This window comes from Shewanella sp. MF05960, from assembly GCF_050849305.1.
In the GTDB taxonomy this organism is placed as follows: Bacteria; Pseudomonadota; Gammaproteobacteria; order Enterobacterales; family Shewanellaceae; genus Shewanella.
Map to the genome: position 1 here is coordinate 1 of NZ_JBOZPS010000014.1, position 26540 is coordinate 26540.

The window sequence follows — 26540 nt, forward strand, 5'->3', positions numbered from 1 at the left end:
TTAGCCAGATGCAAAATCGTTTTTCTTCTGCAAACCAACGCCTTATCACTCGAAATTCCTGCGTTCCCCGCTGGGCTTTTAGGTCAAGCACTTCTGAGCGATTGGTGCGACGCGTGATGTCTTTAAGCTTCACTCCGGCAAGCTTAGGCAGCACACGGCCCTTGCCATTTCTAGCTTCAACTATTCTTGGGTTGAGTGACTTTTTCCCCCGAAAAATATAGAAACCTTGATGCCGTTCCACATTGGCAAAATATTCGAAATCAGGATAGCCCGCATCAGCCAGAAGCAGTGTATTTTTCATTCTAAAGGCCATGGGGAGATAGGTTCTTTCTGAAGCGGTATCAGCACTTATCGCCATTGCTGTGGGATTAAATGTGCGCAATGACATGCTCATATGGCACTCTATCGCGGCGGGATTACGCTTAAAGCGGCTTGGGTACACGTCAGCTAACGCCTTGTGAACATGAAAAGAACTGCCGTCCTGAAGCAAAATATCATCAAAGCCTGACAACGTCTTCGGAAGCGAAGCGCATTGTTGGCGTGCAAACTGAGCGATAGCCAGCTGAACCAGTTGCTTCATAAAATCAGCAAAGGCGGCTTTTCGGAGCTGATTATGAAAAGGTTTGTAAGCCACATTATCATTTTCTGTCAGACACATACCATTAAACTGACGATGTAAGTCAGCAATGGCATGGCAGTTACCTTTGCTCAACGCAGAGACCAAACTCGGCACCAGTAGTTCAGGAAGAACAGCGCGATTTCGCTGTATAAACCCAGTGCGCTTAGCCATTTTTTGAAGGATGTCTGCATTGAAGAATTGCATAAACTGCTTTTTTAAGGTGATAATTGTCATCGGCTTTATTTATTGGTCATGTTGATTTGTTTGGCGACAATTATCAGATCATAAATAAGGCCTTTTTTCTATCTAAAATATAGGTTTATTGCTAAAGATCCTGTCTATGAATACGCTCTATGTGATACACCATGACTTATTAGTATCTGCCTTGTCGAACCGTTCAGTTGCTTTTGCTCAGCGATCTCGCTATTTGAAGGGGAACAACCATGGCTACTAGCGACACCTTAATCAAAAACCGCTGGACGCATTCTGAGTGTTCACTTATTAATGCGGATTGGTATAACTGCATCGATATTTGAAAATCGTGGGTTATTTGGCTCTATTAGCATTCTAATATGGGCATATATTGAAGTGTCATTATGGGTTTTACTATTAATAATCAGCCGCTTAAGCGTTATTACCCCCATCTAAACCTCTTGGCACCAATTTTGCTTTATTTGGGTTAAGTTCAAAAATCTGACACTGCGAGTAGGCTATGATGAAAATGAAAATCGGTTCGATGAATTTACTAAACGGCAAGCGTGTGTTCGTCAGTGTAATGGCATGGGGAGTCGTAACCTGTGCAGCTTTGCTTTTTGCCCCCAAAGATATTTTGGCGAGTCTCGCTTTAGCAAATATTGTGAGTGATTATGGTCAGTTTATTGGCTTAGGTTTAATCATAGGTGTTGCCTATTTTCTCAGTCAATTATTTGCTTTTGTGGTAGATGAGGCCATTGTTAATTTACGCCAGAAACGCACAGTTGAAACGATTGAAGCTAAGGTTAAATTATTAGACCCAGCTGAAAGAGCCTTATTGCGAGAGTTTTTCTTGCAAGGGCAGACTATTCTGACGCTGCCGCAAAATGAGCTAGCAGTGAGAAATTTAGTCAATACGAATATTCTGGAAACACTCGGTAATGAGCGTCATTACGCAATTCAGGGGCCGACAGCAGATTATAAAATTTCGATGCAGGCACGCGTTTATCTCAATCGTGATGTATTGCGTTTACCTGCTGGAGAACCCAGTGCAGAAGAGATGAGTTATCTTATTAAAACGAGGCCGCAATTTGTGAATGGTCTTGTGCAAGCAAGAAAGCATGCAGCATAAAGCACACAGCAATAAAAAAATGGGGGCTATAAAGCCCCCTAATTATATCATTCGCAAGGAAGTGTTGAACAATTAGCAGTAAAATATTAGCAGTAAAATAACTTAGCCGATTAAGCGACTTACTTAACTGGAGCAGACTTCACAACAAACATCCACATTAGATAAGACATGATTCCGAATGTGCAAAAAATGACAATCATAGAAAGTAATCCTATTGCGTTTCCAAACATTAAATCTAACCAAAATGCCATGACTCTTATCCTCTGAATGTGAAATCATGTTTATCATAAAGTTAAAAAGTGATAACAATAATGATCTCGATCAACCTTCGTCTCCTCAGTATTAGCATTTCGTTAATTTTGCTAAATAGCTCACAAAAACAACCATAGAATATAGAATAGGTGATGCGAATGACTTTTGAGCAATCAGTTGATTTTTACATAAAAGAATCATCAAAGGGCTTGCCATTGTCAAAAGCAAAGGTATAATCGCCAACACTCAATTGTGACAATAACAATTGAATTTTGATTAGTGATGTCGTAAGTTCTGCAAAGATATTTATTTAGATGATTTTGCACAGCTTATAAAGCTCACAAGACTTTGCCTGAGTGATGAAATTGGTATACATGGGGGATTCAAAATCCCCTGCTTCACGGCGTGTCGGTTCGAGTCCGACCTCAGGTACCATTATTTGAAAGCCCTGTTCTTAATTGAACGGGGCTTTTTTATGCTTATAAATCAATGGTAAATATAAAAGTTTGTTATTTTCAGTCGCGAGAAAATAAAATAATCCTGTACTGATAACCACAATAAAGAATTAATCACAGCCAGAAAGCTCACTTCAAAAGCTTACCGTTTAAATAAATATTATTTTCCATTTCAGTAGCATTCTGGATCCCTTCACCAGCAAAGCAGGTTCGTAGTGACTGCTTGGCGTATTTTATGGCTTCTTCAGTAGCAGATTCGCTTTGTACAACGATCCTGGTTATCACGCTATCAAGTGTTCCGTTCATTGTTGGTGTCATAAAGTTATTTTGTTGAAAATTAAACTGGTGCTCAACTCTGAAGTCCTCGATGTTCACTCCTTGTTTCTGGAAGTACATTTTGTTCGCTGTAAGTTGGCTCATTAGGCAGAAAGAAGTACCGATCGTAAAGTAGTCCCGTGATGTAGGTGCTTTATCTTTACCTTCGTAGCCACGGCTGTCATCGGAGTAAAGATCCCATGTTGCATAGTTTTCAGTTAAAGATTTTGCTCTAACCCTATGCATATATGGCCTGTCGGTATCATGGGCTGATTCTGCAATTGCAATCTCAGGGAACACCAACGGATTTGGAAGGTGGTGCATATCCAATGCAAGATCTTGTTCTACTTCCATTGTCTGAAATGTGAGATCTGCAGTGACATTTGTAATCGGAAAGCCATTATCCAGAGAAACCGGAGTTTCAACCTTACCATAACTAGGTTTGAGGCCCGCCCAATCATCAGCATTGACTATTATGTCAGAATCAATGACGGTTTTATTGGCTAAGCCTTCGCCCACTGCCCAGGCGTTCAGTGCCATTTGTTTTAGCTCTTTGATCTTTTCCGGAGACTCATCGCTTGTGATTAGAATGTTTGAAATCACTTTGTCTGTATGACCAGACCAAGTGCTTGTCATTGTATCCTGCCATCTGAAGAATATTTTTGACTCTACTTTTACATCTTCAACGTCGAGGTCTAGTACCTGAATTGCTCTTTCAAGTTGAGTTAGCAAGCTTGAGGCCGAACCAACCGCATAGTAAGTGAGTGGGTTTGGTGCCGTTTGATCATGATCAGCCCCACCTTCGTCGCTAACAAGTTGCCATGGACTAAACGCATTTTCACCTTCAACCTTTACCATGCCTTTTTTAAGAAAAGGCGCTTTAGGATTTAAGATATTTTGAGTCGAAGTAATGATGTTTTCTGAAATAGCACCATTTTCAGCCACCGCTTTAACTGGGGTAAAGGTTGTCGGACGCGTATAATTATCTAGTCTGGTTTCGACTTGATATATTTTTTCGGTTTGACTCTCGTTGTTTGGCGCAGAAACTGCGTAACCAGAAGTCAATATTGCGATTAAGGTTGCGAGTGTGCTTAATTGGGTTTTCATTGTTGATACCTCATATATAACGAATTTTAGAAACGAGTATTGATAACGTCTGAGGTATATATTCGGATGTTTAGCGGGATCGGTGAAGTGACTCTATTCGGTTATTCTGGCACTTTTTTCGGTTCTAGTGAGTGATGCTGAAGAAATGTTGAATTTCTCCCGTATTTGTTTACGAAAAGCCGTTGGGCTCATGTCCGTTTCGCGTTTAAAAAAACGGCCAAAGTAAGATGCGTCTTCAAAGTTTAAACGATAACCGACTTCTGCAGCCGATAGATCACTGTGGCTCAGTAGTCGTTTAGCTTCCAAAATGATTTTATTACGGATGATTTGCCCCGGAGCATATCCGGTAGCGGCTTTAATTGTATCAATCAGGTGATTGGGACTCACTCCAATTCTTTGAGCATAGTCCTTGACAGAATGTTCACTGATGTAGTGCTCCGATACTAGCTGTTCAAATTGTCGCAATAGTGATGATGTTTGCTCTAAGTGTTTACCCATATGTTCAGCACAGTACAATCGATGTAGCTTCATAAGTAGTATGTGAAGATAAGATCGGACGATTGACAGGCTAGGGTTAACCTCATCATAAAGTTCTTCCTCTATCCCTTCTAACATAGTTGTTAGTTTAATCTGGTTTTCTCCATTAACTGAAAGGCAGGGGTCACTTGCTACATTGTGGAAGAAAGCAAAGTCATGGGCACGGATAATATTTGAGTTCGGGAATGCTAAAAACTCTTCAGGGATCAGTAGTGCATATCCTTTTAATGGTTTGGAGAGTTGCCAAAAATGAACCTGTCCTTTGGAGAGGAAATAGAAAGATGAGTGATGAATAGGATAAGACTCAAAGTCTATAATGTGTTCCCCTTCTCCATCGATGATATAGAGTATCTCGTAGAAGTCGTGGTGGTGAGGATAAGTTGCATAACCGGACTCATTCATCAACTCAAACTTTGTTAAGGTAAAGGGCATCTGAGAGTCAAATATCAAAAGTGGTTTACCATTCTTATACTGAACACTTTCAAGTGCATCAGTATATAAATGAGATGATATTGGGGGCATGCTATTCATAAGTGACAAATCTCGTTAGTTGCCTCAAAATATTATAACTTTTATTACTTAATTATCCATTTTACAGTGTTAATTTAATATCTGTACTAGGGCCTGTTTGGTTGTGATTGTTGTGTTCTTCTAATACATTTTTTCGTGATGGTAAAAAGAGTAACTCATTGATACTCAATGCCCAGACTTTTAAAACGTTTTGTGGTCATCATTATAAGTACACAATGATTGTTATTTGCTAAATTACAGATGTTTAGGTAGATTTTTAGTTCGAAATCGTCCTCAAGTTGATTAATCTTCAAACCCTAATTATGCAGATGGTTTTTTGGTTGATAAAATATTGATTCTTCGAATTTGATGCATAAAAAAACCAGCTACAAATGCAGCTGGTTTTTAAGTTAATTTGGAAAATCCAAATTATGTATTACTGATGATTAGTGCTTACGACGACGTAATGCAGCTAATGGTAGTAATAGTGCTGTTAACCAGCCCATAGAACCACCAGAAGATTTCTCTTTTTCTTTTTCTGTTACCGTTACGATCATTGAGCCTTTTTCACTCTCTAAACGGGTATCAGAAGCAGTCACTGAGAACTTGATAATGTTGTATCCTGCAGGTGCTGTAAAGCTAATTTCAGAACCACCATTTTCAAAAGTAACAGCGGTGCCGCTAGTTTGAACCCAATTGTATGTTAGGGTATCTCCATCAGCGTCAGTACCGTTTGCTTTAACAGTAATGGTACTACCTTCCTCGCCAGATACGTTGGTCGGCGCGACTATTGGCATGGTGTTGTTTATCGTTACTGAAACAGTTGCTGGTTCTGAACGATTACCCATAGTATCTAGTACAACAACTTGAGCTTCCATGGTTTCACTGGTTTGATCAATGACAGCCATGTCACTTAGGCTAACTTCACCTTTGGCATTAATTGCTAACATGCTTGAATTAGAGCTAACCACGATAAACTCAGAGACTGGGCTTGTTAACATGTCTGGATCGGTTGCCACGATTTGACCTAGAACAGTTCCTGGTGCAGCGCTTTTATCGACAGTCAGCATCAAGTCTTCAACAGTTGGGGCGACGTTACCTTCATCTGTAGTGTTTGCTACTACTGACATAGAACCATTATCAGAAAGTAGCATGTAGCCTAGTGAATTGCTGCCCACTTCGGTAACTAGCATTGCGCTTTCGCCAGGTTTTAGTTCGGTAACAGCTTCGCCTTCAGCGTCGACAATACCCGCATAAGCATCAGGTGCATCTAAGGTTAGTGTCCCTTCTGCTTCATCACCTAAACCTGTAGGCGTTGGTGCATAATCAGCTTCTTCGACACGGAAACGAACTTTAACCTTGTTACCTAAATCTGCAGCAGTTAATCCAACATCTTCAAAACACACCATAGTGGTTAGGAAGTTATTGCCTGTAACATGATATGCAGGTTCTAACGTACCGTTACCCGAGCCGAAAGGTACAACGAATCCATATAGTGAGCGAGGGTATGCATCATTAAACCATTGAAGGTTTACTGTTGTTGCAGTGTAATCCCATGTACCATCGTTGTCTAAGTCGTAGTCAACGTTATAACTTGCTACAAGGCCATGCACCATAGGGTCGCGCATTTGGAAGGTGTTCCATATTGCGATCTCTTCATCACACGATGCACTACCAGAAAGCTCACTAGACGCATTAATTAAGTCATGGCGAATTGCCATATTCTTAGGGCTAGTTGCCGTTAACGGAGCACTGAATGGATCTGTTATAGAAGTAGCACCCACGTTAGTCAGTGTTCTTACAATACCGTCAGCTGTCACTTCAGTTGAAACTGACGCAGCGGCAGCTGCTTTAGGCAAAATGTGATAAACGACGTGTAACGCTTGCTCATCGCCATCCATAAACTTAATTGCACCATCGTACTCAGACAAGGTCAATGCAGTTGAAGCATCTTCTGCTTCGCCATCAAGTTCATATGATGATGTTAATGTCCATTCTGGTAACTTAGTTGGATCGATTGTTACTGTTACGTCAAATGTTTTGGTTTGGCCAGCAGGAATTTTGATGCTTGCAGGCATATCAAAAGATACAGCCTCTGAATCTATGTCATTCTGGAAGCGTTGCTCTGCCATTAACGTGTATGTTTTAGCTTCAGCCGAGAAGTTTTTCACAGAAATGGTTTTTGTCATTGATGTTGTTTCACTTAATGAAACAAGACCAAACGCTAAAGCTGCCTGCATTGTGTCTTTGTCGTATGCAACGACGGGTAAGTTGATTGATTTTTCAATGTCAACCAGACCAGCACCGATATAACTGATTGGGGCTAATTCAGCATCTGGGTTTAACCCTAAAGGCTCAACAGTCACATTCAAGTTTGCCGCGTTCATCATAGTAGCTTTAATTTCAAGCGCGCTACGATTTGGCAATGCCTCTTTAACAATACTCATAGCACCAGCCGTAATCGGGCTAGAGAATGATGTACCGCTGATTGGCGTTAACCCGTCACCTAAACCTGGGTGAGCGGTCATGATTGAGGTACCTGGCGCAGTAATTTCAGGCTTTAATGTGCCAGCAATTGAAGGACCACGTGATGTGAAGTCAGCTATAGCACCAGCAGTTGTCACTTCAACAGATGCAATAGAGAATGTAACAGCACCTTTTGCGATTTCAGCTTTTAGTGCAACACCTTCTTCTTGAGAAATCATCACAGATGGAATCGTCACAAGAGGATCAGAACCACCCATTACTGAAGCTGCACCAGCATTATTTGCAATGATGACAAATGCAGCGCCTTTAGTTTGAGCGTTAAGTACTTTTGTTGTGAAGTTACAAGCTCCACGGTCAATAATAGGGATTTGACCTGTAAAATCTATATCATCGGCAAAAGCCACACAACCATTTGTATTAGTCGTAGGCACAACCAATGTTGATGTAGAGCTATCAAACGAATAGGTGTTAGTGGTGTTAAAACCTGCGGCAACCGCAGTTAGTTCTAAACCTGCAGCTGAAGCTGTAATTTTGCCAACAGGTGTTGTTGGGTGAGTCATTGCTCCAACAGATAACGCATTCGCAGAGGTACTAGGTCCGCCAACTACAAATGGGGTCGCACCGTCGTTACCTGCTGAAATAACAAGGTTAACGCCAAGCTCAACCATTTCATCAATCAGTTCTTGAACCGCACCTTCTTTAGAATCACCAAAGTCGCCACCTAATGACATATTGACGGTATTAACACGGTCAGAAATGTCACCATCACCATTTGGATCCATGGCAGCTTCTAACGCGTAAAGCTGAGCAAGACCCGAGCAACCTGAATCACACACTGAGTAAACGTATAATTCTACATCTGGTGCAACTCCAACAACAGAGTGGCTTACATGAGTACCGTGGTTGGTACTGACATCAATTGGGTTTGGATCATTATTGACAAAGTCATAACCGCCAGCGACTTTACCTTGTGGCCAGTTTGGCATTTCAGCTTTTGCGGCTACAGCTGCTTCATAGTCGGCAATAACACCTGTGCCGCCCAATGCTGCATGAGTGTAATCTACGCCAGTATCTAAAACTGCAACTTTTTGACCTTTACCTGAAGCAATACCCGCTTCGATTACTGCGGTTGCGCCAATATAATCAGCACTATCAGCTACATGTAACTCGTAATCATAGATAGGCAGAATATCAGCGACGTCTGAATTTTTTAATAAGGATAATAATTGCTTTTTATCGGCTTTAACTAAAATGGAATTAACCAGTTTTGATGTTTGGCCAACCACTTCAATGTCAGCATCTAAACTGTTAATGACGCTTAGTACACGTGATTGAGACTCTTGAACAGATGCAAATGCTTGTGTTGATGAAACTTTTGATAAACGAGATTGCTCTGATACTGACTGAGTGTTCAGTTTGATCATCCAAGCCGATACGGTTGATTGCTTTTCTGATTTAGTGGCTTTTAAACCGGCATATTCATCGAGAGATTGGTTAGTAGTGTTGTATTTATTAGCAGGCTCTGCAAAGCAAGCGCCAGATATAAGTGCGGCCGAGATGGCTAGGGCTAGTTTAGTCTTCACAACTTCTTCCTTGTTATTAAACATCACTCAATGAGTGGGTATCGCGGTAACACGATGATTATTAAGTGATGTAATGGATAATGCTTAATGTTTATGTGCTGCACTCTTTGATGCATCAGCAGCATTTGTAGCACACTTAATTAACAAAAGTCACACTATAACTTAATAAAAAGGTAATTAAATGTTAACGGTAGGCATGTTGTAAAAGGTTGAGGTGGAGTGAGGGCTGGTTAAGGTTTAACCGCTCTAATGATAGGGTTTTGGAGGCTAATCAGTGTTTCGGTTGATTGGATCTCATCAATCGATTGGATGCGATTAATCAGTACATGCTGTAACCCGTCGATAGATTGGCACATGACCTTGACAAAAACCGAGTAATTTCCGGTGGTGTAATAGGCTTCTACTACTTCTTCTAATGCATTGAGTTTTGCTATGGCGGCAGGGTAGTCACCAGCACTTTTTAAATTAATGCCAATAAAACAGCACACATCATAGCCAAGTGCTTTTGGGTTAACGGTAATTTGTGCACCGGTAATAATGCCAGCTTGTTTCATTTTTTCAACACGGACATGGATAGTGCCTGCGCTCACACTAAAGCGTTTTGCCAGTTCAGCAAATGGCGTACGTGCATCTTCCATCAGTGCCGTAAGGATCTGGTTATCTAAATCGTCGCGTTGAAATGAGCTATCCACAGTATTGAGCCTGCCACACCATTAATTGGCCATAAATCTACGTCTTTCATTGCATAATAGCCAGTAAAATTAGTAGTGATATTAACAATGTTTAATTTTGATGTTGTTAGACTACTGAGCTGCTGTGGGATCGATAAATTCAGCTGGCGATTCGAAATGTATTTGCTGCTCGGTATACGGATGGGTAATGGTTAATGCCGCTGCATGAAGCAGTAATCTTGGTGACTGGCTTTTAGCGAGTGCGTCAGCATAAAAGCCATCTCCCAATATAGGGTGACCTAATGCCATCATATGAACCCGTAATTGGTGTGAACGGCCGGTAATAGGGGTCAATTTCACTAATGTAGATTTAGCGGCATAACTGACGACTTCAACGAGAGTGGTAGAGGGTTTACCAACCTTATGGTCCACTTTTTGTTTAGGACGATTTGGCCAATCACAAATCAACGGCAAATCAACTTGAGTGACACTTTTACTCACATGGCCTGCCACCCGTGCATAATAGGTTTTAGCGGTTTCACGATCCCGGAATTGTCTTTTAAGTTCGCGTTCTGCACTGCGACGCAGCGCAACAACAATGATTCCGGATGTAGCCATGTCGAGACGATGAACAATTTGTGCGTTAGGGTGCGCCGCTAACACGCGAGAATAAACACTGTCATGATAAATCGCTTCTCTACCCGGTACCGACAACAACCCAGACGGTTTATCGATGACGATAATGTCTTTATCTTCATGGAGTATGTTTAGCCAAGGCGTGGTGGGCGGGTTATAAATAAAGTCAGCCATGATGGGTCTCGTCAATGCGCAGTGGGTGGTGAGTCATAAATAAAGTCAGTTATTATGGCGCTCGCCAGTCAATTCGCGGCAACGATACCGTTTGACCTCAATATACGCAAGTATTGCTTAACCATAAAAAGTGCCTAAGAAAAGGCGTGGCCGTTAACGTGCATTATGGTGAATGTCCATACGACAAACGCCAGTGGGATATGCACTAATGCGTAAAAGCATTGGTCAAGACGTTGCATGCCTTTTGACAATAAAATGAGGTATAAATGTGCGCCGATGGCAACAGGGAAGAGTAAAAACAGTGGATATAAAGCAAAGGGGCTCGCATCGGTAAAAATCGCGTGGCTTAATATAGCCCAAATAACCATAAATCCTGTGGTCATAGGAGGAAGGGCGACGCGATATTGCTCTGGATATGGAAACATCCTGTGTCCTTAAGTTAGCCTTTAATTTCTTTACGACTTTGAATCACTTTGCGGTGCACAATTGAGTAATGACGTAACCCAGCAGGACCGTGAGATACAATAACAGATAATAGAATAATAAAGATGACTAATTCAGATTTGCACTGACTTATTTGAATAAAGAAACCTAACAAGATGATTTTTAATAAGGTTAATATGCCCTTTAGCTGGATAAGCCAACGCCAGTCGCGAATAATTTCCCAACTCATTAGCAACACCCCTGAACAAATAGCGGCGAGCCAATAGTTAAACCACAGTGATAAATCCAGATCAAACATGATGCCACCGCCACTGCCGACGACACCCACAATATGGATAGCTCTGAGCGTTGTTTTACTGATCCGTTCAATCCAAAATCGTCCTTCAGAGACGGGCGTATTGTTATTGTTTTTCATGGGTTATTTTCATGGTTTAAAATACTTCAATAATAACAAGCTGCGCTAATATAAACAGTGATACACGCGCCAGTTTTGCAGTTTACTTGTGATGATATCCTTGATTAATTAAGCGTTACTATTGGTTTAGCGCAGGCCAAATAGCCGCATAATGTTGAGCCAATACTCGATAACGTCTCAATGTCAGTTTGATCACAATTTGGTGTTTATCCAATGTGATATTGGCGACAACACTCCTGAATTCACATACAATTAACGTCTATCTTGATTAAGCTTCAGGCTTAATTATGCCATCGACGAACGGTAAATTTGGATACTTATGAGAATTGGATTTTTTAGCGCGAAGCCTTACGACATTGTTCATTTTAATCGTACTAATAAGCAGTTTAATGTTGATATCGAATACTTTGATTACCGACTTTGCATGCAAAACGTCAAGTTGGCCGAAGGTTACGAAGTAGTCTGTGCATTCGTTAATGACTCGCTATGTGAAGAAGTGTTAGTGGAATTAGCCAAAGGCGGAACAAAAATTATTGCCATGCGTTGCGCGGGGTTTAACAATGTCGATTTAATTGCCGCTGAGCGTTTAGGTATGCAAGTTGTTAATGTGCCAGCTTATTCCCCGGAGTCAGTTGCAGAGCATTCGGTCGCATTAATGTTGACCTTAAATCGCAAAATTCATAAAGCTTATCAACGTACGCGTGATGCTAATTTTGCCTTGTCGGGTTTAGTGGGCTTTAACATGTTTGGCAAAACGGTTGGCGTCATTGGCACCGGAAAAATTGGCGTGGCGACCATTAAAATCCTACTCGGTTTTGGCTGTAAGGTCATTGCATACGATCCTTATCCAAATCAAGCCGTCATTGACCTTGGGATTGAGTATGTCGATTTAGACACACTATACCCTCAATGCGACATCATTAGTTTGCATTGCCCACTGACAAAAGATAATCATCACTTACTGAATCAAACCACGTTTAATAAAATGAAACCTGGTGTTATGGTCATTAATACCAGTCGTGGTGGCTTACTCAATGCATTCGATGCGATGGAAGCGCTTAAACACGGTCATATAGGCTCGCTCGGGCTTGATGTTTATGAAAATGAAAAAGGGCTTTTCTTCGAAGATAAATCAAGTGAGATTATTCAGGATGATGTCTTCCGCCGTTTATCTGCCTGTCACAATGTTATTTTTACCGGCCACCAAGCTTTTTTAACCGACGAAGCACTGAATGCTATCGCTTCTACTACACTGACTAACGTGACCAAACTGATGTTAGGTCAGGTGTGTGGCAACGAGTTGTTTTAAAAAAACGAAGTCAGTAACGGCAAGCCGCTTTTTGATAAGTCACAATGGAAGAATATGATTACAAAAACTGAAGTACACGACATTGCAACGCCAACAGGCGTAATGCGTACCACCTTGTATCGTCCCGATATCAAAGGTCAATTCGCAACGATAATTTTTTACTCAGAAATATTCCAACAAACTGCGCCTATTGCACGCTCAGCAGCGATGCTTGCAGGTCATGGCTTTGTTGTTTTAGTACCAGAAGTGTTTCATGAGTTAAATCCGATTGGCACAGTATTGGCTTATGATGAAGCGGGTAAAGATAAAGGCAATGCAGACAAATGGGCCAAACCATTAGAGCATCATGACAGTGACACCTGTGCCTTAGTTGATTTTGCTCGGGCACAGTCATTTTGCAGTGATAAAGTAGGCGCGATGGGTGTGTGTATTGGTGGTCACTTAGCTTACCGCACCGCACTTAATCCTGATATTAGTGGTGCATTTTGTTTATACCCAACCGACATTCATTCAAACACATTACCTTGCCAAGAAGGTAATGACTCACTGAGTCGCACTGGTGATATAAAAGGCGAGTTAGTGATGGTGTTTGGTAAGCAAGACCCGCATGTGAGTAAAGAAGGGCGAAAGCTTATTTACCAAAAGCTTGAACAGGTAAATGCAAACTTTACCTGGCTAGAGGTGAATGCCCAGCATGCCTTTATGCGTGATGAAGGCGAGCGTTACGATGCCGCATTAGCGTTACAAATGTACTTGCAAGCCGTGGCATTTTTTCATCGCGTACTGAATTAATAGGCTTAACGGGTATCATTAAAAGGCGCATTAGCGCCTTTTATCATTTATGCCGGTCAACCTACTGCGATGGGTTATTTACGCTTTGGGATTACCCGTCTTGTTGGTGACGTTTTTTTCGCAGATTGTTCATTCGCGAGCTTAACCACGCCTTTTTGCAGCAATAGACTGTTTGGGTAAGTCATCACATCACCCGACTCGCGCTTAATCAGAATGTGAAACAGTGATATTTCAACGATCACACCCGACATATCTTCATCTTTTTCAACAATTCGAATGCGATCGCCAATACGATACGGAAAGGCAAAAAATATCAACACGCCGGCAGTGATGTTGCTAAGAATCGACCATTGTGCAAATAACGCCACACCTAATACCGCAAAAGCCGACGACACAAACAGTGATACGTCTTGATAGCCTAAACCTAGCGATACCGTCATGAATGACACTGTAACGAAAAACATAAAATAAGAAATTAACCGAGTCACTAAGCGACTTCGGACTTCATTGACTTGTTTTTTATCGGCTTGCAGCCTGATCCATTTACTGACCTGGCGTTGAGCAAAAAAGAATATTGCCAGATATAAAATACACATCAACAACTGGTTAAACATGGTGGTTTCCTGTTTGATTAATCCAACAATCTAAATCACGCCGTTTGGCATTAAAACCACAATGGGCTCGGACTAGCTACCCATAGTTGGGGTACAATACGGTTTTGTTGTTGGCTGAACATAAAGCCAAACCTCCCCCGCAGAGTGAAGTATGTCCGAGTATAAAGTATTGCATGTCGACAGTGATAGTTTTGGTGATTTTTGTGTGCTCGATGATGGTGATTATAGAGTGCTATCATTTGGCGATAATGACGAGCAAAGCAAAATGGACAAAGCGGAGCCTCATGTACCACAACACACTTATGTGCAAGCCATGTTGTCGGTATTGTTATTTACTCAGCCCAAAAGTGTGATTATTTTAGGTTTAGGCGGCGGAGCTCTCGTGCACTCGCTTCGGCATGTCGACGCGGCGATTAAAATTACCGCTGTCGAATTACGCGAGCGAGTCATTGATGTGGCAAAACGCTTTTTTCAGTTACCGTTGAGTAAAAAGCTTACGTTGATCCATCAAGACGCTAATCTCTTTTTAGCGCAAGCCGAACATAAAAAAGTCGATGTGATTTTTGCCGATATATACAGTAATAAAGGCGTAGATAAGCAGCAGTTAACAGATGTGTTTATTGGCCAAACTAAGCAGTTGTTAAAAGCCGATGGCTTTTTAGTGCTTAATTGTTGGAAAGAGCACAGCCGTGATACTCAATTACGCGACACGCTTTATCACCATTTTACTCACGTTTATGCCTGCTTAACCGGCGGTGGTAACTGGGTTGTTTATGCGACTAATGGCAGTAATCACTTTGGCATGGCTAACAATAAGCAAGCATTACAAAACTTATCGCAAAAGCTTGATACTAATATCAGTCGGGTATTAACCCGGTTTGGTGCCTGGGAATAGTCTTAACGAATTAATCTAATGCTTAGGTGCATCATCGTAAATGATAATTATGCATTCGTTTTTACCGATGAAGAAAAAGGTTCAATATAAAAAACCGATTAAGGCGATAGTTTTTATCCGTTATACTTAATTCATCTCCATCGCTATTATGATTCACATCAGATGACGAGCACATGTTCATCATCTCCGACACCATAAGGTATCGGGTTAACGTAAATCTTAATTCCAATGGAGCATGACATGACACAATCTATCATCAACAGCACAATCAAGCCATTCAAAGCAACTGCATTTCATAATGGTGCATTCGTTGAAGTGACCGAGCAAGACTTATTAGGTAAGTGGTCTGTAGTCTTTTTCTACCCAGCTGACTTCACGTTCGTATGTCCTACAGAGTTAGGCGACATGGCTGACCATTACGAAAAGTTACAAGCTATGGGAGTAGAAGTTTACTCAGTATCAACTGACACTCACTTTACTCACAAAGCGTGGCATTCAAGTTCAGACACTATCGGTAAAATTACCTACCCAATGATTGGTGACCCAACGGGCACAATTACTCGCAACTTTGGTGTGATGATTGAAGAAGACGGTTTAGCACTTCGTGGTACTTTTGTTATCAACCCAGAAGGCCAAGTAAAAGTAGCTGAAATTCATGACCTAGGTATTGGCCGTAGCGCTTCTGAACTCGTTCGTAAAATTCAAGCTGCACAATATGTAGCAACTCACGATGGCGAAGTATGTCCAGCTAAATGGCAGCCAGGTGAAGAAACATTAGCACCTTCAATTGACCTAGTCGGTAAAATCTAACCACTAAGTTCACCCTTAGGTTAGTAATATCATCTCCAGTTGGTCGGTGCTCCCCCGGCGCCGACTAACACTCTCCACTTTTTCGAACTTTCCCCATTTTTAGGAGTTGTTATGTTAGATGCGAATGTAAAAAATCAACTGAAAACCTATCTGCAAAACCTCAAGCGCCCAGTTGAACTTGTCGTATCTGCAGATGACTCAAAAAAAGCAAACGAACTAATCAGTTTAGCCAAAGATATTGTCGATTCATCTGATTTAGTCTCAGTGACGTATCAGCAAGGTAAGCGCACACCAAGCATGAGTGTGATTAACCCACAAAACGCAAGCAACATTAGCTTTGCTGGTTTACCAATGGGTCATGAATTTACTTCACTTGTGTTGGCGTTATTACACAGCGGCGGACATCCGATTAAGCTGGATGCCGATATCATTGAACAGATCCGCCAATTACCTGGTGAGTTCCACTTTGAAACCTATATTTCGTTAAGTTGCCAAACTTGTCCTGAAGTGATTCAGGCATTGAACATGATGGCAGCAATTAACCCCAATATTACCAACGTGATGATTGACGGTGCACTTTTCCAACAGGAAGTGAGCGATCGCAATATCATGTCAGTACCCTCAGTCTTTTTAAACGGCGAAGCTTTCTCTGTGGGCGCCATTAGCGTTGTTGAAGTACTGAATAAATTAGACAAAAATGCAGCAGGCAGACAAGCAGCGCAATTAAATCAAAAATCAGCATTCGATATGCTAATTGTCGGTGGTGGCCCAGCAGGCGCTGCAGCAGCTATATACTCTGCTCGTAAAGGCTTAATCACCGGCATTGTGGCCGATAAGTTTGGCGGCCAAGTGGCTGAAACGGTTGGTATTGAAAACTTTATTTCTGTGTCTAAAACAGAAGGCCCTAAATTGGTTGCCAATTTAGAAGCTCACGTTAAAGATTATGACGTCGATATTATGCAAAACCAGCGCGCATTGAGCCTAGCCAAAAACGGCCTGTTTGATGTCACGTTAGAAAGCGGCGCAACCTTAAGCAGCAAAACGATAATATTAGCCACAGGTGCACGTTGGAGAGAAATGAACGTCCCTGGTGAGCAAGAGTATCGCGGTAAAGGCGTAGCGTATTGCCCACATTGTGACGGCCCATTATTTAAAGGCAAACGTGTCGCGGTTATCGGCGGCGGTAACTCAGGCATTGAAGCCGCTATCGATTTAGCCAATATTGTTGAGCATGTTACCGTACTTGAGTTTGACAGTAAGTTACGTGCCGATGAAGTGCTGCAGCGTAAAGCTAAATCTATGGGCAATATCACCATTATTACTCAAGCTCAAACCACAGAAGTCAAAGGCGATGGTACCCGCGTAACCAGTTTGATCTACACAGATCGTGCAACAGGTGAGAGCAACACAGTTACATTAGCTGGTATCTTTGTGCAAATTGGCTTGGTGCCAAACACAGAGTGGTTAAAAGGTGTGGTTGATATGACACCTCGCGGCGAAATTATTGTTGATGAGCGTGGCCAAACTTCAATCCCGGGTGTATTTGCTGCAGGTGATGTAACCAATACCCCCTTTAAGCAAATCATTATTGCGATGGGCAGCGGCGCAACAGCATCTCTTGGCGCGTTTGATTACTTAATCAGACACTCAGAAGAAACAGAAGTAAAAGCAGCGTAATCAATACGTTTCCTTTACAGTATAAAAAAGAGTCAGCTTAGCTGGCTCTTTTTGTTTGTACCATTGATGATACTTATCGATATCACGGACACCATAGCCATTGTGTCGGATAAAAAACAAGCAAAAAAGATAACTGCATTAGATAAACTTCAAGTATATTCAAGCTAGGCCGATACTGAGTTACGAGTCTGATTTTGAAGTAATAATCAATTTCATTATTGGTAAATTAATAACCATAAAAAGTATTGCTATCGTTAAGCTTATAAATACCGTTGCGCATTGTCCGATGTGCACGATATCTCGTCAGGGATTAAACCCGGTGACACTCTTCGCAATAGTGCTATTGGCGTTGTTTAATTGGCAGCGTCAAGTCTAATTTCCGTATATTGAAGAACGCTTTGGGGGCGAAATATGAGTTGGTTTAGTAACATGTCAATTTTTAAAAAAGTAGGGCTGATATTTGTTTTGTCAGTGATTATTTTTGCTGTCAACCTGGCGATCAGTACGGTTGCGATTAACAAAAATCGTGACACCTTGTCGTTCATGGAAACTAAAGTCGCGCAGCGAGTGGAGCTGGCAAATCAAAACGTGATTTATGTGCAGCGTTTAGATGAGTTATACACGCAGGCGGTGTCTTTTGCTGATGAAGACCTACTCGAAAACGCCAATAAAACGTTTACATCTCTTAAAAATAATCTGACTAATTTGTCTACTTCCGACACGCAAGCGTCGGTGATGTTGGGACAATTATCTCAACAGTTAAATGAATACAACAACATGACGTTGTCTTTAGCCCAAGGCATGCTCGATGGCACCATCGATATGGCCGACGTCGGGCAAATCAGTCAGAAAAAAGCCAAAGTGTTTGAATCGTTAACTAAGGGTATCAATACTTACAAAGCCGACAAAGTTGATGAGTTTAGTTTGACCATAAAAGAAGCTAGCGATCGCTCAGAACAAAGTTTGTACCTTACCTTAAGCATTGGTCTTGCCTTACTGGTGTTAATGGCCTTAGCAACACATTCAATCGCTAAAGCCATTAGTGGCTCTGCTGGTGATGTGGCTAAATCATTAGGTGAACTCGCCGACGGGAAAGGTAATTTACGTCACCAATTAACCGTTGTGGGTACCGATGAACTGGGTCAAGTGTCGAGTAATTTTAATCGTTTTTTACGTTTATTGGCCGAATCGATTGAGCGCGTTGTTAATGTCACCAGTCCACTGTTAGACAGTGCCTCATCACTAAAAGAGCGCATGACGGTTGCGACTAAGGCGACTAAAAAACAAAGTCAGGATGCTAAAACGGTTCATATGTCGATGGAAGAGATGCGCCATTCGGTCAATGATATTTCCCACAGCGCCCAGCAAGCCGCAGAAGCCGCTCAAGTTGCAGAACAAGAAGCAACAGAAGGTTTGGCTGTTGTGCAGCGTACCGTGAGAATTTCTCAAGAGTTAAACTCAGGCATTGAGTTGGCATCTAATTCAATCAACGAGTTAGCAAAAGACACTGAAAGTGTCGGGTCTATCTTAAATGTGATTACTTCTATTGCAGAGCAAACTAACTTATTGGCTTTAAACGCTGCTATTGAAGCGGCACGTGCAGGTGAACACGGTCGTGGTTTTGCTGTTGTAGCCGATGAAGTGCGCGCATTGGCATCTAAAACCGCTGATGCAACCAAAGAAATTCGCGGAGTGTTAGATAAGCTCAAAGTCGCGGCGGAGTCGTCTGTGAGTACCATGAATGTGGCCATCACTAAGTCGTCTGAGAACGAACGTTTTGCTAAAGATACCGGTGAAGCGCTGAGTTCCATTCAGTCCAAAATTGTCAGCATCAACAGCATGAATACGCATATTGCCTCTGCAACAGAGCAGCAGTCCCTTGTGGCCGCGCAAGTGGCAAACAATGTGGTTGAAATGAATGCCTCATTTGAGCAAACCTTAGGGATTTTGGCAGAAGTGCAGGGGATTTCTCAAGGGCTAGACGGATTTGCTAACGAGCTTAATAACGCGACATCGCAATTTAAGTTATAAATGTAAGTTGTAAAGGTCAACTATTCATTAATCATCGCAAAGTAAGCCGCAACATCAACGCAGAGCAAACGCTCTGCGTTTTTATTTGTGTTATGCAAGCCTCTAATTGAGCACTATCACAGCAATTGTGTGTAATTGCGCTAATGTAAGCGTCACTTTTTTCTGAAATAGCGTATTATCACGGCAAAAATTGCCTCAAGACGATGTTTGATTTACTTTAATCGTCTTGAATGAATTGATGTTAGTTATTCAGCGTTATTTTGCTTATTTTTCACTGTAATGTGAGCTGTTTGGAAAAGGATTATCATGCCAAGCTTGATTAGAATCGTATTAATTAATACTCACCTGCCAGGTGTGGTCGAATTGCTATTAAAAGGCCATACCAACATTTGTGGTACCAACGCGTCTGGTAAAACAACCCTACAGCGCCTAGTGCCAGTGTTTTATGGTGAATACCCAAGTCGCGTAGTGCCGTCAACCCGTGACAGTTTTGAACGTTGGTATTTACCGCACGATTCTAGCTACATTATTTATGAATACCAAAAAGATGACGGCTTGCTGTATCAAGCAGTATTAGCGTCAGCTGGCGACGGTAAAGGGGTTAATTACCGCTTTATTGCACGTGCTTTTGAGCTTGAGGATTACATTAAATCCCGCAATGGCGACACTATCATTTGCCATTCGATGGCCGAACTTGGTCGTGAAGTTAAACGTGAAGGCATCGCGCACACTAACTTACTCAATACTCGCGAATTCCGCGCTATTATTCAAAACGATCGCAGTTTACTCAATACGGGCAGTAACCGAAACGAGTTACGTACTTATGCACGTCAGTTCTCGCTATGCGATGGCGAACACAGCCTACGCCATATTGAAAAACTGGCTAAAGCCGTGCATTCAAAAGAAGGTAAAATGGAAACGGTCAAATCAATGATCGCCGCCATTTTAGAAGAAGATGGGGTAAACCCACCCACTTCACGCCTAAATCCTCAGCGCGTTGAAACCTGGATCCGTGAGAGCCAGTTAGTGCAAGGCTTTGAGCAAATCCGCCCAGAATACGACAAACTTGAACAAGAGTTTAACCAATTACTGAGCGCTGAATTGCGTTTAGCCAGCTTATCTCGCGGCTACCGTGGTGATGAAACTCTAGAAGCCGAGCGTCAAGACCGTAATCAAACCTTAGGTAAAGAACTCAATCTTAAACTGCGTTTACTCGACGATGAGTGGAAAGATGTCCGTGATGAGCTCAACCAGGAGTTGTCGGCTGCAAAAGGCGATGTCGGCAAATTTGAATATGAGTTAGATGCGATTGAAGATCGGCATGCCGCTTTTTTAGATGCCGACATTGAGCAGGCTAAAGCCGATTTAGACAATCTGCCTAATTGGCGTAGCGACGTTGAAAATCTTAACGAGCGCCACAAATTACAAACTGAAAAACACCAAGACATTGAAGCGGCTTTTAATGCGCGTCGCAGTAAAATTGCCGAGCAGCTTCATCGTGAACTGGAGTCGTTACACACCGAACAAGACACTCAACGTGAAGCGCGTGATAAGCAACGTGAGCTGGCCAATGACGATTTAGGCAAACTTGAGCAACAATGGCGTGAGCAAACTGACGCCGGTAAAGCCAAATTTAGTGAGCACGAATATCAACTTAAATTGCAAGCTGCTGAGCTTAAGCATCAAGTAGATGGCGTGACGTACACCGAAGATGAAAAAATGCGTTTGGCTATATTTGATGAACGCATCAGCCTCGCCGACGAAGAGCAAGAAACCTGTAATGCCAAGGTTGAGCGTTTAACTACCGAGGAGCGTAAGCAGCGAGCCAAACGTGACCAAGCCAACGAAGCACTGCGCATTGCCAGCATTCGTGTGAGCGAGCGCGAAAATGCCAAAGAAGAATTGCATCACATGCTGTTCCCACAGTCGCATACGCTGTTGGAGTTTTTACGCAAAGAAGCCCAAGGTTGGGAGCAATCATTTGGTAAAGTGATCGCGCCAGAGTTATTGCATCGCAGTGATTTACACCCAAGTTTAACCAAAGACAATAGCGACAGTTTATTTGGCGTCCACCTAGATCTTAACGCCATTGACGTGCCTGAATACGCCGCAACAGAGCAAGATTTGCGTATCCGTTTTGCTAAAGCCGAAGAAGCACTGCAAAGCGCCCAAGAAATACATGCTGAAGCTGAAGATCAGCTAGTGGTGATGAACAGCGCACTGGATGCCATTACCCGTGAGCTAACATTTGCCCGTACCGCCTATAAAAATAGCCGTGAAGATTTACGCCGACTCTTTGATGAAAAGCGCAGCGAGCAACAAAAGATCAATCAAGCCGTCGCCGATCGCAAAACCGAATCAGGTAAGCGTTTGGTACAACTTGATAATGAGTTAAAGCAGTTGCATAACCAACATCTTGAATGGTTAGCCGAGCAAAAAGAACAGGCGCTTGAAGCGCGCATGGACAAAAATGCTTACTGGCAAGAAGTCGTAGGTGCTATCGACAATCAGTTAGGGCAAATTAAAGCCAATATTGAACAGCGTCGCGCAAATGCCAAAACAGAGCAAAAAGCCTGTGAAACCTGGTACAAAAATGAGCTGAAATCTCGCGGGGTCGACGAAGGCACTATTTTAGCGCTTAAAAAGCAAATTCGTGAGCTTGAAGCGCAAATAAGCCAGGCAGAACAACGTCGTAGCGACGTGTTACGTTATGACGATTGGTACCAACATACCTGGTTAGTACGTAAGCCAAAGCTGCAAGCACAGCTCGCTGATGTGAAACGTGCTGCGCTCGAGCTTGAGCAACAATTAACGGCTAAAACCGCGGAAATTAAACAACGCCGCAACAGCTTAGAAACCGAACGTAAAGCCTGTGATGCCGCCCAGGTTGAAGCATCTGAAAACCTCACTAAACTGCGCGCAGTAATGCGTAAGTTGGCAGAATTGAAGTTGCCGGCCAATAACGACGAAGCCATGGGTAGCATTGGTGAGCGTTTACGCCAAGGCGAAGATTTATTGCTAAAGCGTGATTATTTAATGGGCTCAGTAAAGCAATATGTTGAGCACTTTGACTCTGTGATTGCCAGCAAATCGGGCTCAAGTTTGGCCGAGTTCTGGGAGCGCGCGCGTGACGAGTCTAGCTTTGTTAATGACAAAGGTATTCGCCTACTCGATTACCGTAAATTAGTGCCACAGCTAGAGCAGTTACTCAATGTGATGGTGCCGCAATCGTTAATGGCGATTCGCGAGCAAGGGCGTATTTTTGGTATCGATTTAACCGCATTTTACGACGTATTAACCGACATCGACCGCCGCATTGCCAGCCAAAGTGCCCGCATTACCCGTGAAGTGGGTGAAGAGTTGTTCCTCGATGGTGTATCGGAATCGGCAGTACGGATTCGCTCACGCATCAGTGAACTCGAGTTCTGGCCTGAACTTGAAGTGTTTGTAAAAGCCTTTAAAGCCTGGAAAGCCGACGGTTTTAGCCAGCTACCAGACGAGCATTACACTAACTCAATGCGCCGCGCCCTAGACATTATTGGCCGCGCCGCACTAACCGGTGGCATTGCTAAGTTACTGGAGATTGAATTGCGCTTAAAAGAAGGCAATAGCGATCTGATAATCCGTACCGACCGCCAGTTAAATGAATCATCTAGCCACGGTATGGCATACCTGATTTTATGTAAATTCTTGCTGGCCTTTACCCGTTTATTACGCGGTAAAGCCAATGTGACCATTCATTGGCCTATTGATGAGCTAGGCACCTTGCATCACACCAACGTGAAGAAGATTTTTGATGCCTGTGAAAACAATAACATCAGTGTGTTAGGGGCATTCCCAAATCCAGAATCTGAAGTGCTTAACTTATTTGCTAACCGTTACATTATTAACAAGCAAACTAAAAAACTGCAGGTGGTTAAACCTAAAACTAACCCACTTGCTGAGCGACTTTCGCAACGAAATGCTGACACTGCTCATTCTGAAATCACTCACCCCACAACGGCTAAGGAGCACAGTTAATGTCTGACTCAAATGAAACAACCTTAGTGGGAACCAGTGCGTTAATCGAACAGTTATTGCGTGGCGAGTTTATTTGCCGAGTGACTAACGAAGACGGTTGGCGCGCGCTAAAAAACAACAGCACCCGCGAGCGGATAGAAACGTACTTAAATCAAATTAACCGCACCCTGGCCAGCGCAGGCGAAGGTGAAGTGTTCTTTTGTGGTTATTTACAGCTCGGCGATGCTGAGCGCAAAGTGATTTCATCGCAGTTTAAAGATATTTGCGCGGCGTTGATCCCACTGGTGGAATGGTTGGTGTTAGTGCAAGAGGCTAGCGGCCAGGATGCGCCATTAAGTGAAGGTGCGCCGATACGATTAACCGACTTACAAGCACGTATAGAAGACACGCCTGCCTTTAGAGAGCAGCTAACCAAACTTAGCCAGTATCGCTTATTTGGCTCTAGCAGCAGTAATGTCGACGGCCAAATTAAGTTAGTGTTTAAGCGCTTAGTCGAATTGGGTTACCTAGCAAAACCCAATAGCGAGAAACAGATTTATATTGCCACCGGTAAGCTTGATTACTTATACGAAGTGATCCGCTTTATTGACGAAACTGAGGGATTAAGCCTTGAGGCGCAAGCTGAAACCGCGACCCAAAGGGAGTTAATATGAGCAGCAACTTACACCAAGCTGGGGTAAAGCTGCTCAAACAACTCGGGCGGCATGCCGATGTGATCATGGATGCGTATTTAGCCGGCTCGGTTAACGACACAGCCCATGATGCTGGGGTGATTGAAAAACTCAAAAAAAGCGGCATTTTGTGGCGCCCAGAGCCAGACCAAGAGCTGCGCTTAAAGCGCTCAGTGCGGGCGTTGCTTGAAGAAGCCTTAAGCGATGAGCGTAACCGCCAAATTGACTCTAACGTCGGCTCATCTTTAGCGACCATTAAAACCCTGGCCGACCATTATAAAGAAGCGCGCCACAATGTTGATTACAGCGCTGCAGAAGCCTATTTAGCCGACTTAAACGAACACGTTTACAGTTTCACCGACAGCTTACGCTATTCGATTAGGGTGTTGTGGGGACGCATTAACAACGAGTTTGGTTATGTCGGGACAATTAGTGCCAAAATTCGTGAAAACGAACTGGCGCAAAGCCAGGTGTCTGACTTGCTTAATGGCCTTGAAATGTTCCAGTTTAGTGAGCTGGGTGAAATTGCCGGTGACATCCGTGAGTTGCGCCGTTTATTAATGACCAGCTTGCAAGAAACCCTAAGCCAGTGTACTCAAGAACTGAGTATTGTTCAGGGCAGATTGTATGAATTACTCGGTCGCTTTAGACAAATCCAAGGGCGTACTCGGTTGCTCAAAGGCTGGTTGCTGCACACCGACATGCACCCAGACTATCAAGTCGATAACCATGTTGGCCATAAAGCGATTCCGAATTTATTTAACTGTGCCCAGGCTCTATTAGCACCAGCCAGTGTCGATGTGAGTAATCCACATCATGAGCTGGAGTTAATGAGTTTAGTCGCGCAAGTTAAAGCCATTAGCCGTGATGCATTACCGCACATTGCACGTGAGCAAAATGTCACCTTTGAAATGGGCGACAGTGAAGATTTTGATATCCCAGAAAATCCACTCAAAATTGCCGTGGATGAATATTTCTGTGAGGTTATCGATTCAGGTTTACGTCAATCTGCATTGAGTTATTTAACCGAAAAGCAATTAACCTGGGATGCTGAAAGTTGGCTTTATCAAGTGATTGGTGGTTATGAAGGCTTGGCCGATGAACATAAAAATTACTTTGAGTTAGAACCGATAGGTAAACCCGATCCAGTGTATAACGGTAATTTTATCATTCATGATGTTGAGTTATGGCTAGCCTAAGCCAGAGTCAATTACAGTTAATGGCCCGCGCGGCAAAACAACTTTTACCGCGCGTAACATTTAATGCTGGTTGGAAAAAACTGTATCAGTTATGGCAAATTGGCGAGCCCGATGGTGCTGAAAAATACCTGTATTTAACCCATAAAGATTATGCTTTACTGCGTGAAATGGCGCAGAATAACTCAGGCCTAGATATTCTCGCACTCGATTTTGACGTGCCGCGACAGCAAATGTCGCAGCTCAGTGCGAATGAAAAATACGCTAATATCAGCCCAGATGCCGATTATGTGTTAATAAAACTCGCGCCTAACATCGTTCAATCTCTGTTCTCTACATCCGCAGTAGACTCTGTCGTCGAGGTGTTGACGGTATTAGGTAGCTCATTGCGATTAAAGGTCGACGCCGCAGTTGCACTGTGTCAGCAACTTAAGATTACGCAGCTCATTGTGGTCGAAAATCTCGACAGTTTTGATAATCTATTTGCTTATTCATTCACGCCAGAGTTACAGCCAATCATCGACAATTGCATGGTGTTGTACCGTGGCAGCCACGATTATTCTCCTGCTGGTCGTAAGCATTTTTTACATTTGATCGCCGCACTGAAGTTGGATGTCATTGCTTTTACCGACCTTGATCCCGCAGGGTTGATGATTGCCAATACCCTTGAACATTGCCACAGCATGATCGTGCCGCAATGGGTGCTTGAGGCACCCGATAAACTACTCGCTATCAGTCAAATTAACTCAGTCAGTGATTTTGATAAGCAGCATAAACAATCGGCTTATTTAAACAATATTTTGTCGCAAGGTACTGTAGCTTCAGTGGTATTCACACCTCAATGGGTATCATTAATCCAGTGGTTGAGCCGTAACCGAGTCAGCATTAAACAACAGCATATGTTGGCAAAGTCATTGTCGCTGAGCTTACTAAAAATCCATTCATAATATCTAATGTCTTAACCTGCTATCGGACAAAAATGCTCAATGATTTTTG

At 42.7% G+C, this 26540-nt stretch carries 21 protein-coding genes and 1 tRNA gene; 12 read left to right on the forward strand and 10 right to left on the reverse strand.

Going from position 1 to position 26540, the window contains the following annotated elements; translation table 11 throughout:
• Window positions 1-853 (reverse strand): IS4 family transposase (locus tag ACROAE_RS14195; RefSeq protein ID WP_432402844.1); only part of this gene is annotated, 853 nt, incomplete at its 3' end.
• A 478-nt stretch (window positions 854-1331) separates the two neighbouring features.
• Here ACROAE_RS14195 and ACROAE_RS14200 point away from each other — a divergent pair.
• Window positions 1332-1943, forward strand: coding sequence for a superinfection exclusion B family protein (locus ACROAE_RS14200; protein WP_432402846.1), 612 nt, complete (start codon window positions 1332-1334; stop codon window positions 1941-1943).
• 119 nt (window positions 1944-2062) lie between these two features.
• Here the strand turns inward: ACROAE_RS14200 and ACROAE_RS14205 are convergent, their stop codons facing one another.
• The gene (locus tag ACROAE_RS14205; protein ID WP_188957269.1) at window positions 2063-2194 is read right to left on the reverse strand and encodes a DUF3149 domain-containing protein; all 132 of its coding nucleotides are present in this window, start codon (window positions 2192-2194) and stop codon (window positions 2063-2065) included.
• A 351-nt stretch (window positions 2195-2545) separates the two neighbouring features.
• On the opposite strand from ACROAE_RS14205, the gene ACROAE_RS14210 reads away from it, so the two are divergent.
• Window positions 2546-2630: transfer RNA gene (locus tag ACROAE_RS14210), tRNA-Leu, on the forward strand.
• A 149-nt stretch (window positions 2631-2779) separates the two neighbouring features.
• Here the strand turns inward: ACROAE_RS14210 and ACROAE_RS14215 are convergent.
• The 7 genes from ACROAE_RS14215 to ACROAE_RS14245 all read right to left on the reverse strand — a co-directional run bounded on the left by ACROAE_RS14215 (window position 2780) and on the right by ACROAE_RS14245 (window position 11529).
• Window positions 2780-4072: a hypothetical protein gene (locus tag ACROAE_RS14215; protein WP_432402848.1), complete on the reverse strand. Its 1293-nt coding sequence runs from the start codon at window positions 4070-4072 to the stop codon at window positions 2780-2782.
• A gap of 93 nt (window positions 4073-4165) precedes the next feature.
• Window positions 4166-5140, reverse strand: coding sequence for a helix-turn-helix domain-containing protein (locus ACROAE_RS14220; protein ID WP_432402850.1), 975 nt, complete (start codon window positions 5138-5140; stop codon window positions 4166-4168).
• Between the two features lie 425 nt (window positions 5141-5565).
• Complete coding sequence (locus ACROAE_RS14225; protein ID WP_432402852.1) at window positions 5566-9189, reverse strand: S8 family serine peptidase; 3624 nt, start codon at window positions 9187-9189, stop codon at window positions 5566-5568.
• A gap of 230 nt (window positions 9190-9419) precedes the next feature.
• Window positions 9420-9881, reverse strand: a complete 462-nt coding sequence (gene asnC / locus ACROAE_RS14230) for a transcriptional regulator AsnC (RefSeq protein ID WP_160056051.1) — start codon at window positions 9879-9881, stop codon at window positions 9420-9422.
• A 111-nt stretch (window positions 9882-9992) separates the two neighbouring features.
• Complete coding sequence (gene rluA, locus ACROAE_RS14235) at window positions 9993-10670, reverse strand: bifunctional tRNA pseudouridine(32) synthase/23S rRNA pseudouridine(746) synthase RluA (protein WP_432402854.1); 678 nt, start codon at window positions 10668-10670, stop codon at window positions 9993-9995.
• Window positions 10671-10804: 134 nt separating this feature from the next.
• Window positions 10805-11095: a hypothetical protein gene (locus tag ACROAE_RS14240; RefSeq protein WP_432402856.1), complete on the reverse strand. Its 291-nt coding sequence runs from the start codon at window positions 11093-11095 to the stop codon at window positions 10805-10807.
• Window positions 11096-11109: 14 nt separating this feature from the next.
• A complete protein-coding gene (locus ACROAE_RS14245; RefSeq protein WP_432402858.1) occupies window positions 11110-11529 on the reverse strand; it encodes a hypothetical protein in 420 nt (139 codons plus the stop codon).
• Window positions 11530-11848: 319 nt separating this feature from the next.
• On the opposite strand from ACROAE_RS14245, the gene ACROAE_RS14250 reads away from it, so the two are divergent.
• Together ACROAE_RS14250 and ACROAE_RS14255 are read left to right on the forward strand one after the other, a co-directional pair.
• Window positions 11849-12838 carry a 2-hydroxyacid dehydrogenase gene (locus tag ACROAE_RS14250; protein WP_432402860.1) on the forward strand — a complete coding sequence of 330 codons (990 nt, stop codon included), beginning with the start codon at window positions 11849-11851 and terminating at the stop codon, window positions 12836-12838.
• A gap of 54 nt (window positions 12839-12892) precedes the next feature.
• Complete coding sequence (locus ACROAE_RS14255; protein ID WP_432402862.1) at window positions 12893-13630, forward strand: dienelactone hydrolase family protein; 738 nt, start codon at window positions 12893-12895, stop codon at window positions 13628-13630.
• 74 nt (window positions 13631-13704) lie between these two features.
• On the opposite strand, the gene ACROAE_RS14260 is transcribed toward ACROAE_RS14255, so the two are convergent.
• Window positions 13705-14244, reverse strand: coding sequence for a mechanosensitive ion channel domain-containing protein (locus ACROAE_RS14260; protein WP_432402864.1), 540 nt, complete (start codon window positions 14242-14244; stop codon window positions 13705-13707).
• A 151-nt stretch (window positions 14245-14395) separates the two neighbouring features.
• On the opposite strand from ACROAE_RS14260, the gene ACROAE_RS14265 reads away from it, so the two are divergent.
• The 8 genes from ACROAE_RS14265 (at window position 14396) to ACROAE_RS14300 (ending at window position 26491) form a co-directional block, all read left to right on the forward strand.
• Window positions 14396-15139 carry a spermidine synthase gene (locus ACROAE_RS14265; protein ID WP_432402866.1) on the forward strand — a complete coding sequence of 248 codons (744 nt, stop codon included), beginning with the start codon at window positions 14396-14398 and terminating at the stop codon, window positions 15137-15139.
• A gap of 240 nt (window positions 15140-15379) precedes the next feature.
• On the forward strand, window positions 15380-15949 hold the full coding sequence (ahpC, locus tag ACROAE_RS14270; protein WP_432402868.1) for an alkyl hydroperoxide reductase subunit C: 570 nt from the start codon (window positions 15380-15382) through the stop codon (window positions 15947-15949).
• 111 nt (window positions 15950-16060) lie between these two features.
• Window positions 16061-17626 carry an alkyl hydroperoxide reductase subunit F gene (gene ahpF, locus ACROAE_RS14275; protein WP_432402870.1) on the forward strand — a complete coding sequence of 522 codons (1566 nt, stop codon included), beginning with the start codon at window positions 16061-16063 and terminating at the stop codon, window positions 17624-17626.
• Between the two features lie 429 nt (window positions 17627-18055).
• A complete protein-coding gene (locus ACROAE_RS14280; protein WP_432402872.1) occupies window positions 18056-19657 on the forward strand; it encodes a methyl-accepting chemotaxis protein in 1602 nt (533 codons plus the stop codon).
• Window positions 19658-19963: 306 nt separating this feature from the next.
• Entirely contained in the window at window positions 19964-23677 is a 3714-nt protein-coding gene (locus ACROAE_RS14285; RefSeq protein WP_432402875.1) for an ATP-binding protein, read from the forward strand.
• Window positions 23677-24330, forward strand: coding sequence for a condensin complex protein MksE (locus ACROAE_RS14290; RefSeq protein ID WP_432402877.1), 654 nt, complete (start codon window positions 23677-23679; stop codon window positions 24328-24330). The genes ACROAE_RS14285 and ACROAE_RS14290 overlap by 1 nt, the downstream gene beginning before the upstream one ends.
• A complete protein-coding gene (locus ACROAE_RS14295; RefSeq protein WP_432402879.1) occupies window positions 24327-25547 on the forward strand; it encodes a phosphoenolpyruvate carboxylase in 1221 nt (406 codons plus the stop codon). Before ACROAE_RS14290 ends, ACROAE_RS14295 begins: the two co-directional genes overlap by 4 nt.
• The gene (locus ACROAE_RS14300; RefSeq protein ID WP_432402881.1) at window positions 25535-26491 is read left to right on the forward strand and encodes a DUF7281 domain-containing protein; all 957 of its coding nucleotides are present in this window, start codon (window positions 25535-25537) and stop codon (window positions 26489-26491) included. Before ACROAE_RS14295 ends, ACROAE_RS14300 begins: the two co-directional genes overlap by 13 nt.
• Window positions 26492-26540: the final 49 nt, after the last annotated feature.

Excerpts from the sequence above, each read along its gene's own strand:
- ACROAE_RS14200 (WP_432402846.1), top strand. The coding sequence starts at position 1,332 with ATGATGAAAATGAAAATCGGTTCGATGAATTTACTAAACGGCAAGCGT.
- ACROAE_RS14205 (WP_188957269.1), bottom strand. The coding sequence starts at position 2,194 with ATGGCATTTTGGTTAGATTTAATGTTTGGAAACGCAATAGGATTACTT.
- ACROAE_RS14215 (WP_432402848.1), bottom strand. The coding sequence starts at position 4,072 with ATGAAAACCCAATTAAGCACACTCGCAACCTTAATCGCAATATTGACT.
- ACROAE_RS14220 (WP_432402850.1), bottom strand. The coding sequence starts at position 5,140 with ATGAATAGCATGCCCCCAATATCATCTCATTTATATACTGATGCACTT.
- rluA (WP_432402854.1), bottom strand. The coding sequence starts at position 10,670 with ATGGCTGACTTTATTTATAACCCGCCCACCACGCCTTGGCTAAACATA.
- ACROAE_RS14240 (WP_432402856.1), bottom strand. The coding sequence starts at position 11,095 with ATGTTTCCATATCCAGAGCAATATCGCGTCGCCCTTCCTCCTATGACC.
- ACROAE_RS14245 (WP_432402858.1), bottom strand. The coding sequence starts at position 11,529 with ATGAAAAACAATAACAATACGCCCGTCTCTGAAGGACGATTTTGGATT.
- ACROAE_RS14250 (WP_432402860.1), top strand. The coding sequence starts at position 11,849 with ATGAGAATTGGATTTTTTAGCGCGAAGCCTTACGACATTGTTCATTTT.
- ACROAE_RS14255 (WP_432402862.1), top strand. The coding sequence starts at position 12,893 with ATGATTACAAAAACTGAAGTACACGACATTGCAACGCCAACAGGCGTA.
- ACROAE_RS14260 (WP_432402864.1), bottom strand. The coding sequence starts at position 14,244 with ATGTTTAACCAGTTGTTGATGTGTATTTTATATCTGGCAATATTCTTT.
- ACROAE_RS14265 (WP_432402866.1), top strand. The coding sequence starts at position 14,396 with ATGTCCGAGTATAAAGTATTGCATGTCGACAGTGATAGTTTTGGTGAT.
- ahpC (WP_432402868.1), top strand. The coding sequence starts at position 15,380 with ATGACACAATCTATCATCAACAGCACAATCAAGCCATTCAAAGCAACT.
- ahpF (WP_432402870.1), top strand. The coding sequence starts at position 16,061 with ATGTTAGATGCGAATGTAAAAAATCAACTGAAAACCTATCTGCAAAAC.
- ACROAE_RS14280 (WP_432402872.1), top strand. The coding sequence starts at position 18,056 with ATGTCAATTTTTAAAAAAGTAGGGCTGATATTTGTTTTGTCAGTGATT.
- ACROAE_RS14285 (WP_432402875.1), top strand. The coding sequence starts at position 19,964 with ATGCCAAGCTTGATTAGAATCGTATTAATTAATACTCACCTGCCAGGT.
- ACROAE_RS14290 (WP_432402877.1), top strand. The coding sequence starts at position 23,677 with ATGTCTGACTCAAATGAAACAACCTTAGTGGGAACCAGTGCGTTAATC.
- ACROAE_RS14295 (WP_432402879.1), top strand. The coding sequence starts at position 24,327 with ATGAGCAGCAACTTACACCAAGCTGGGGTAAAGCTGCTCAAACAACTC.
- ACROAE_RS14300 (WP_432402881.1), top strand. The coding sequence starts at position 25,535 with ATGGCTAGCCTAAGCCAGAGTCAATTACAGTTAATGGCCCGCGCGGCA.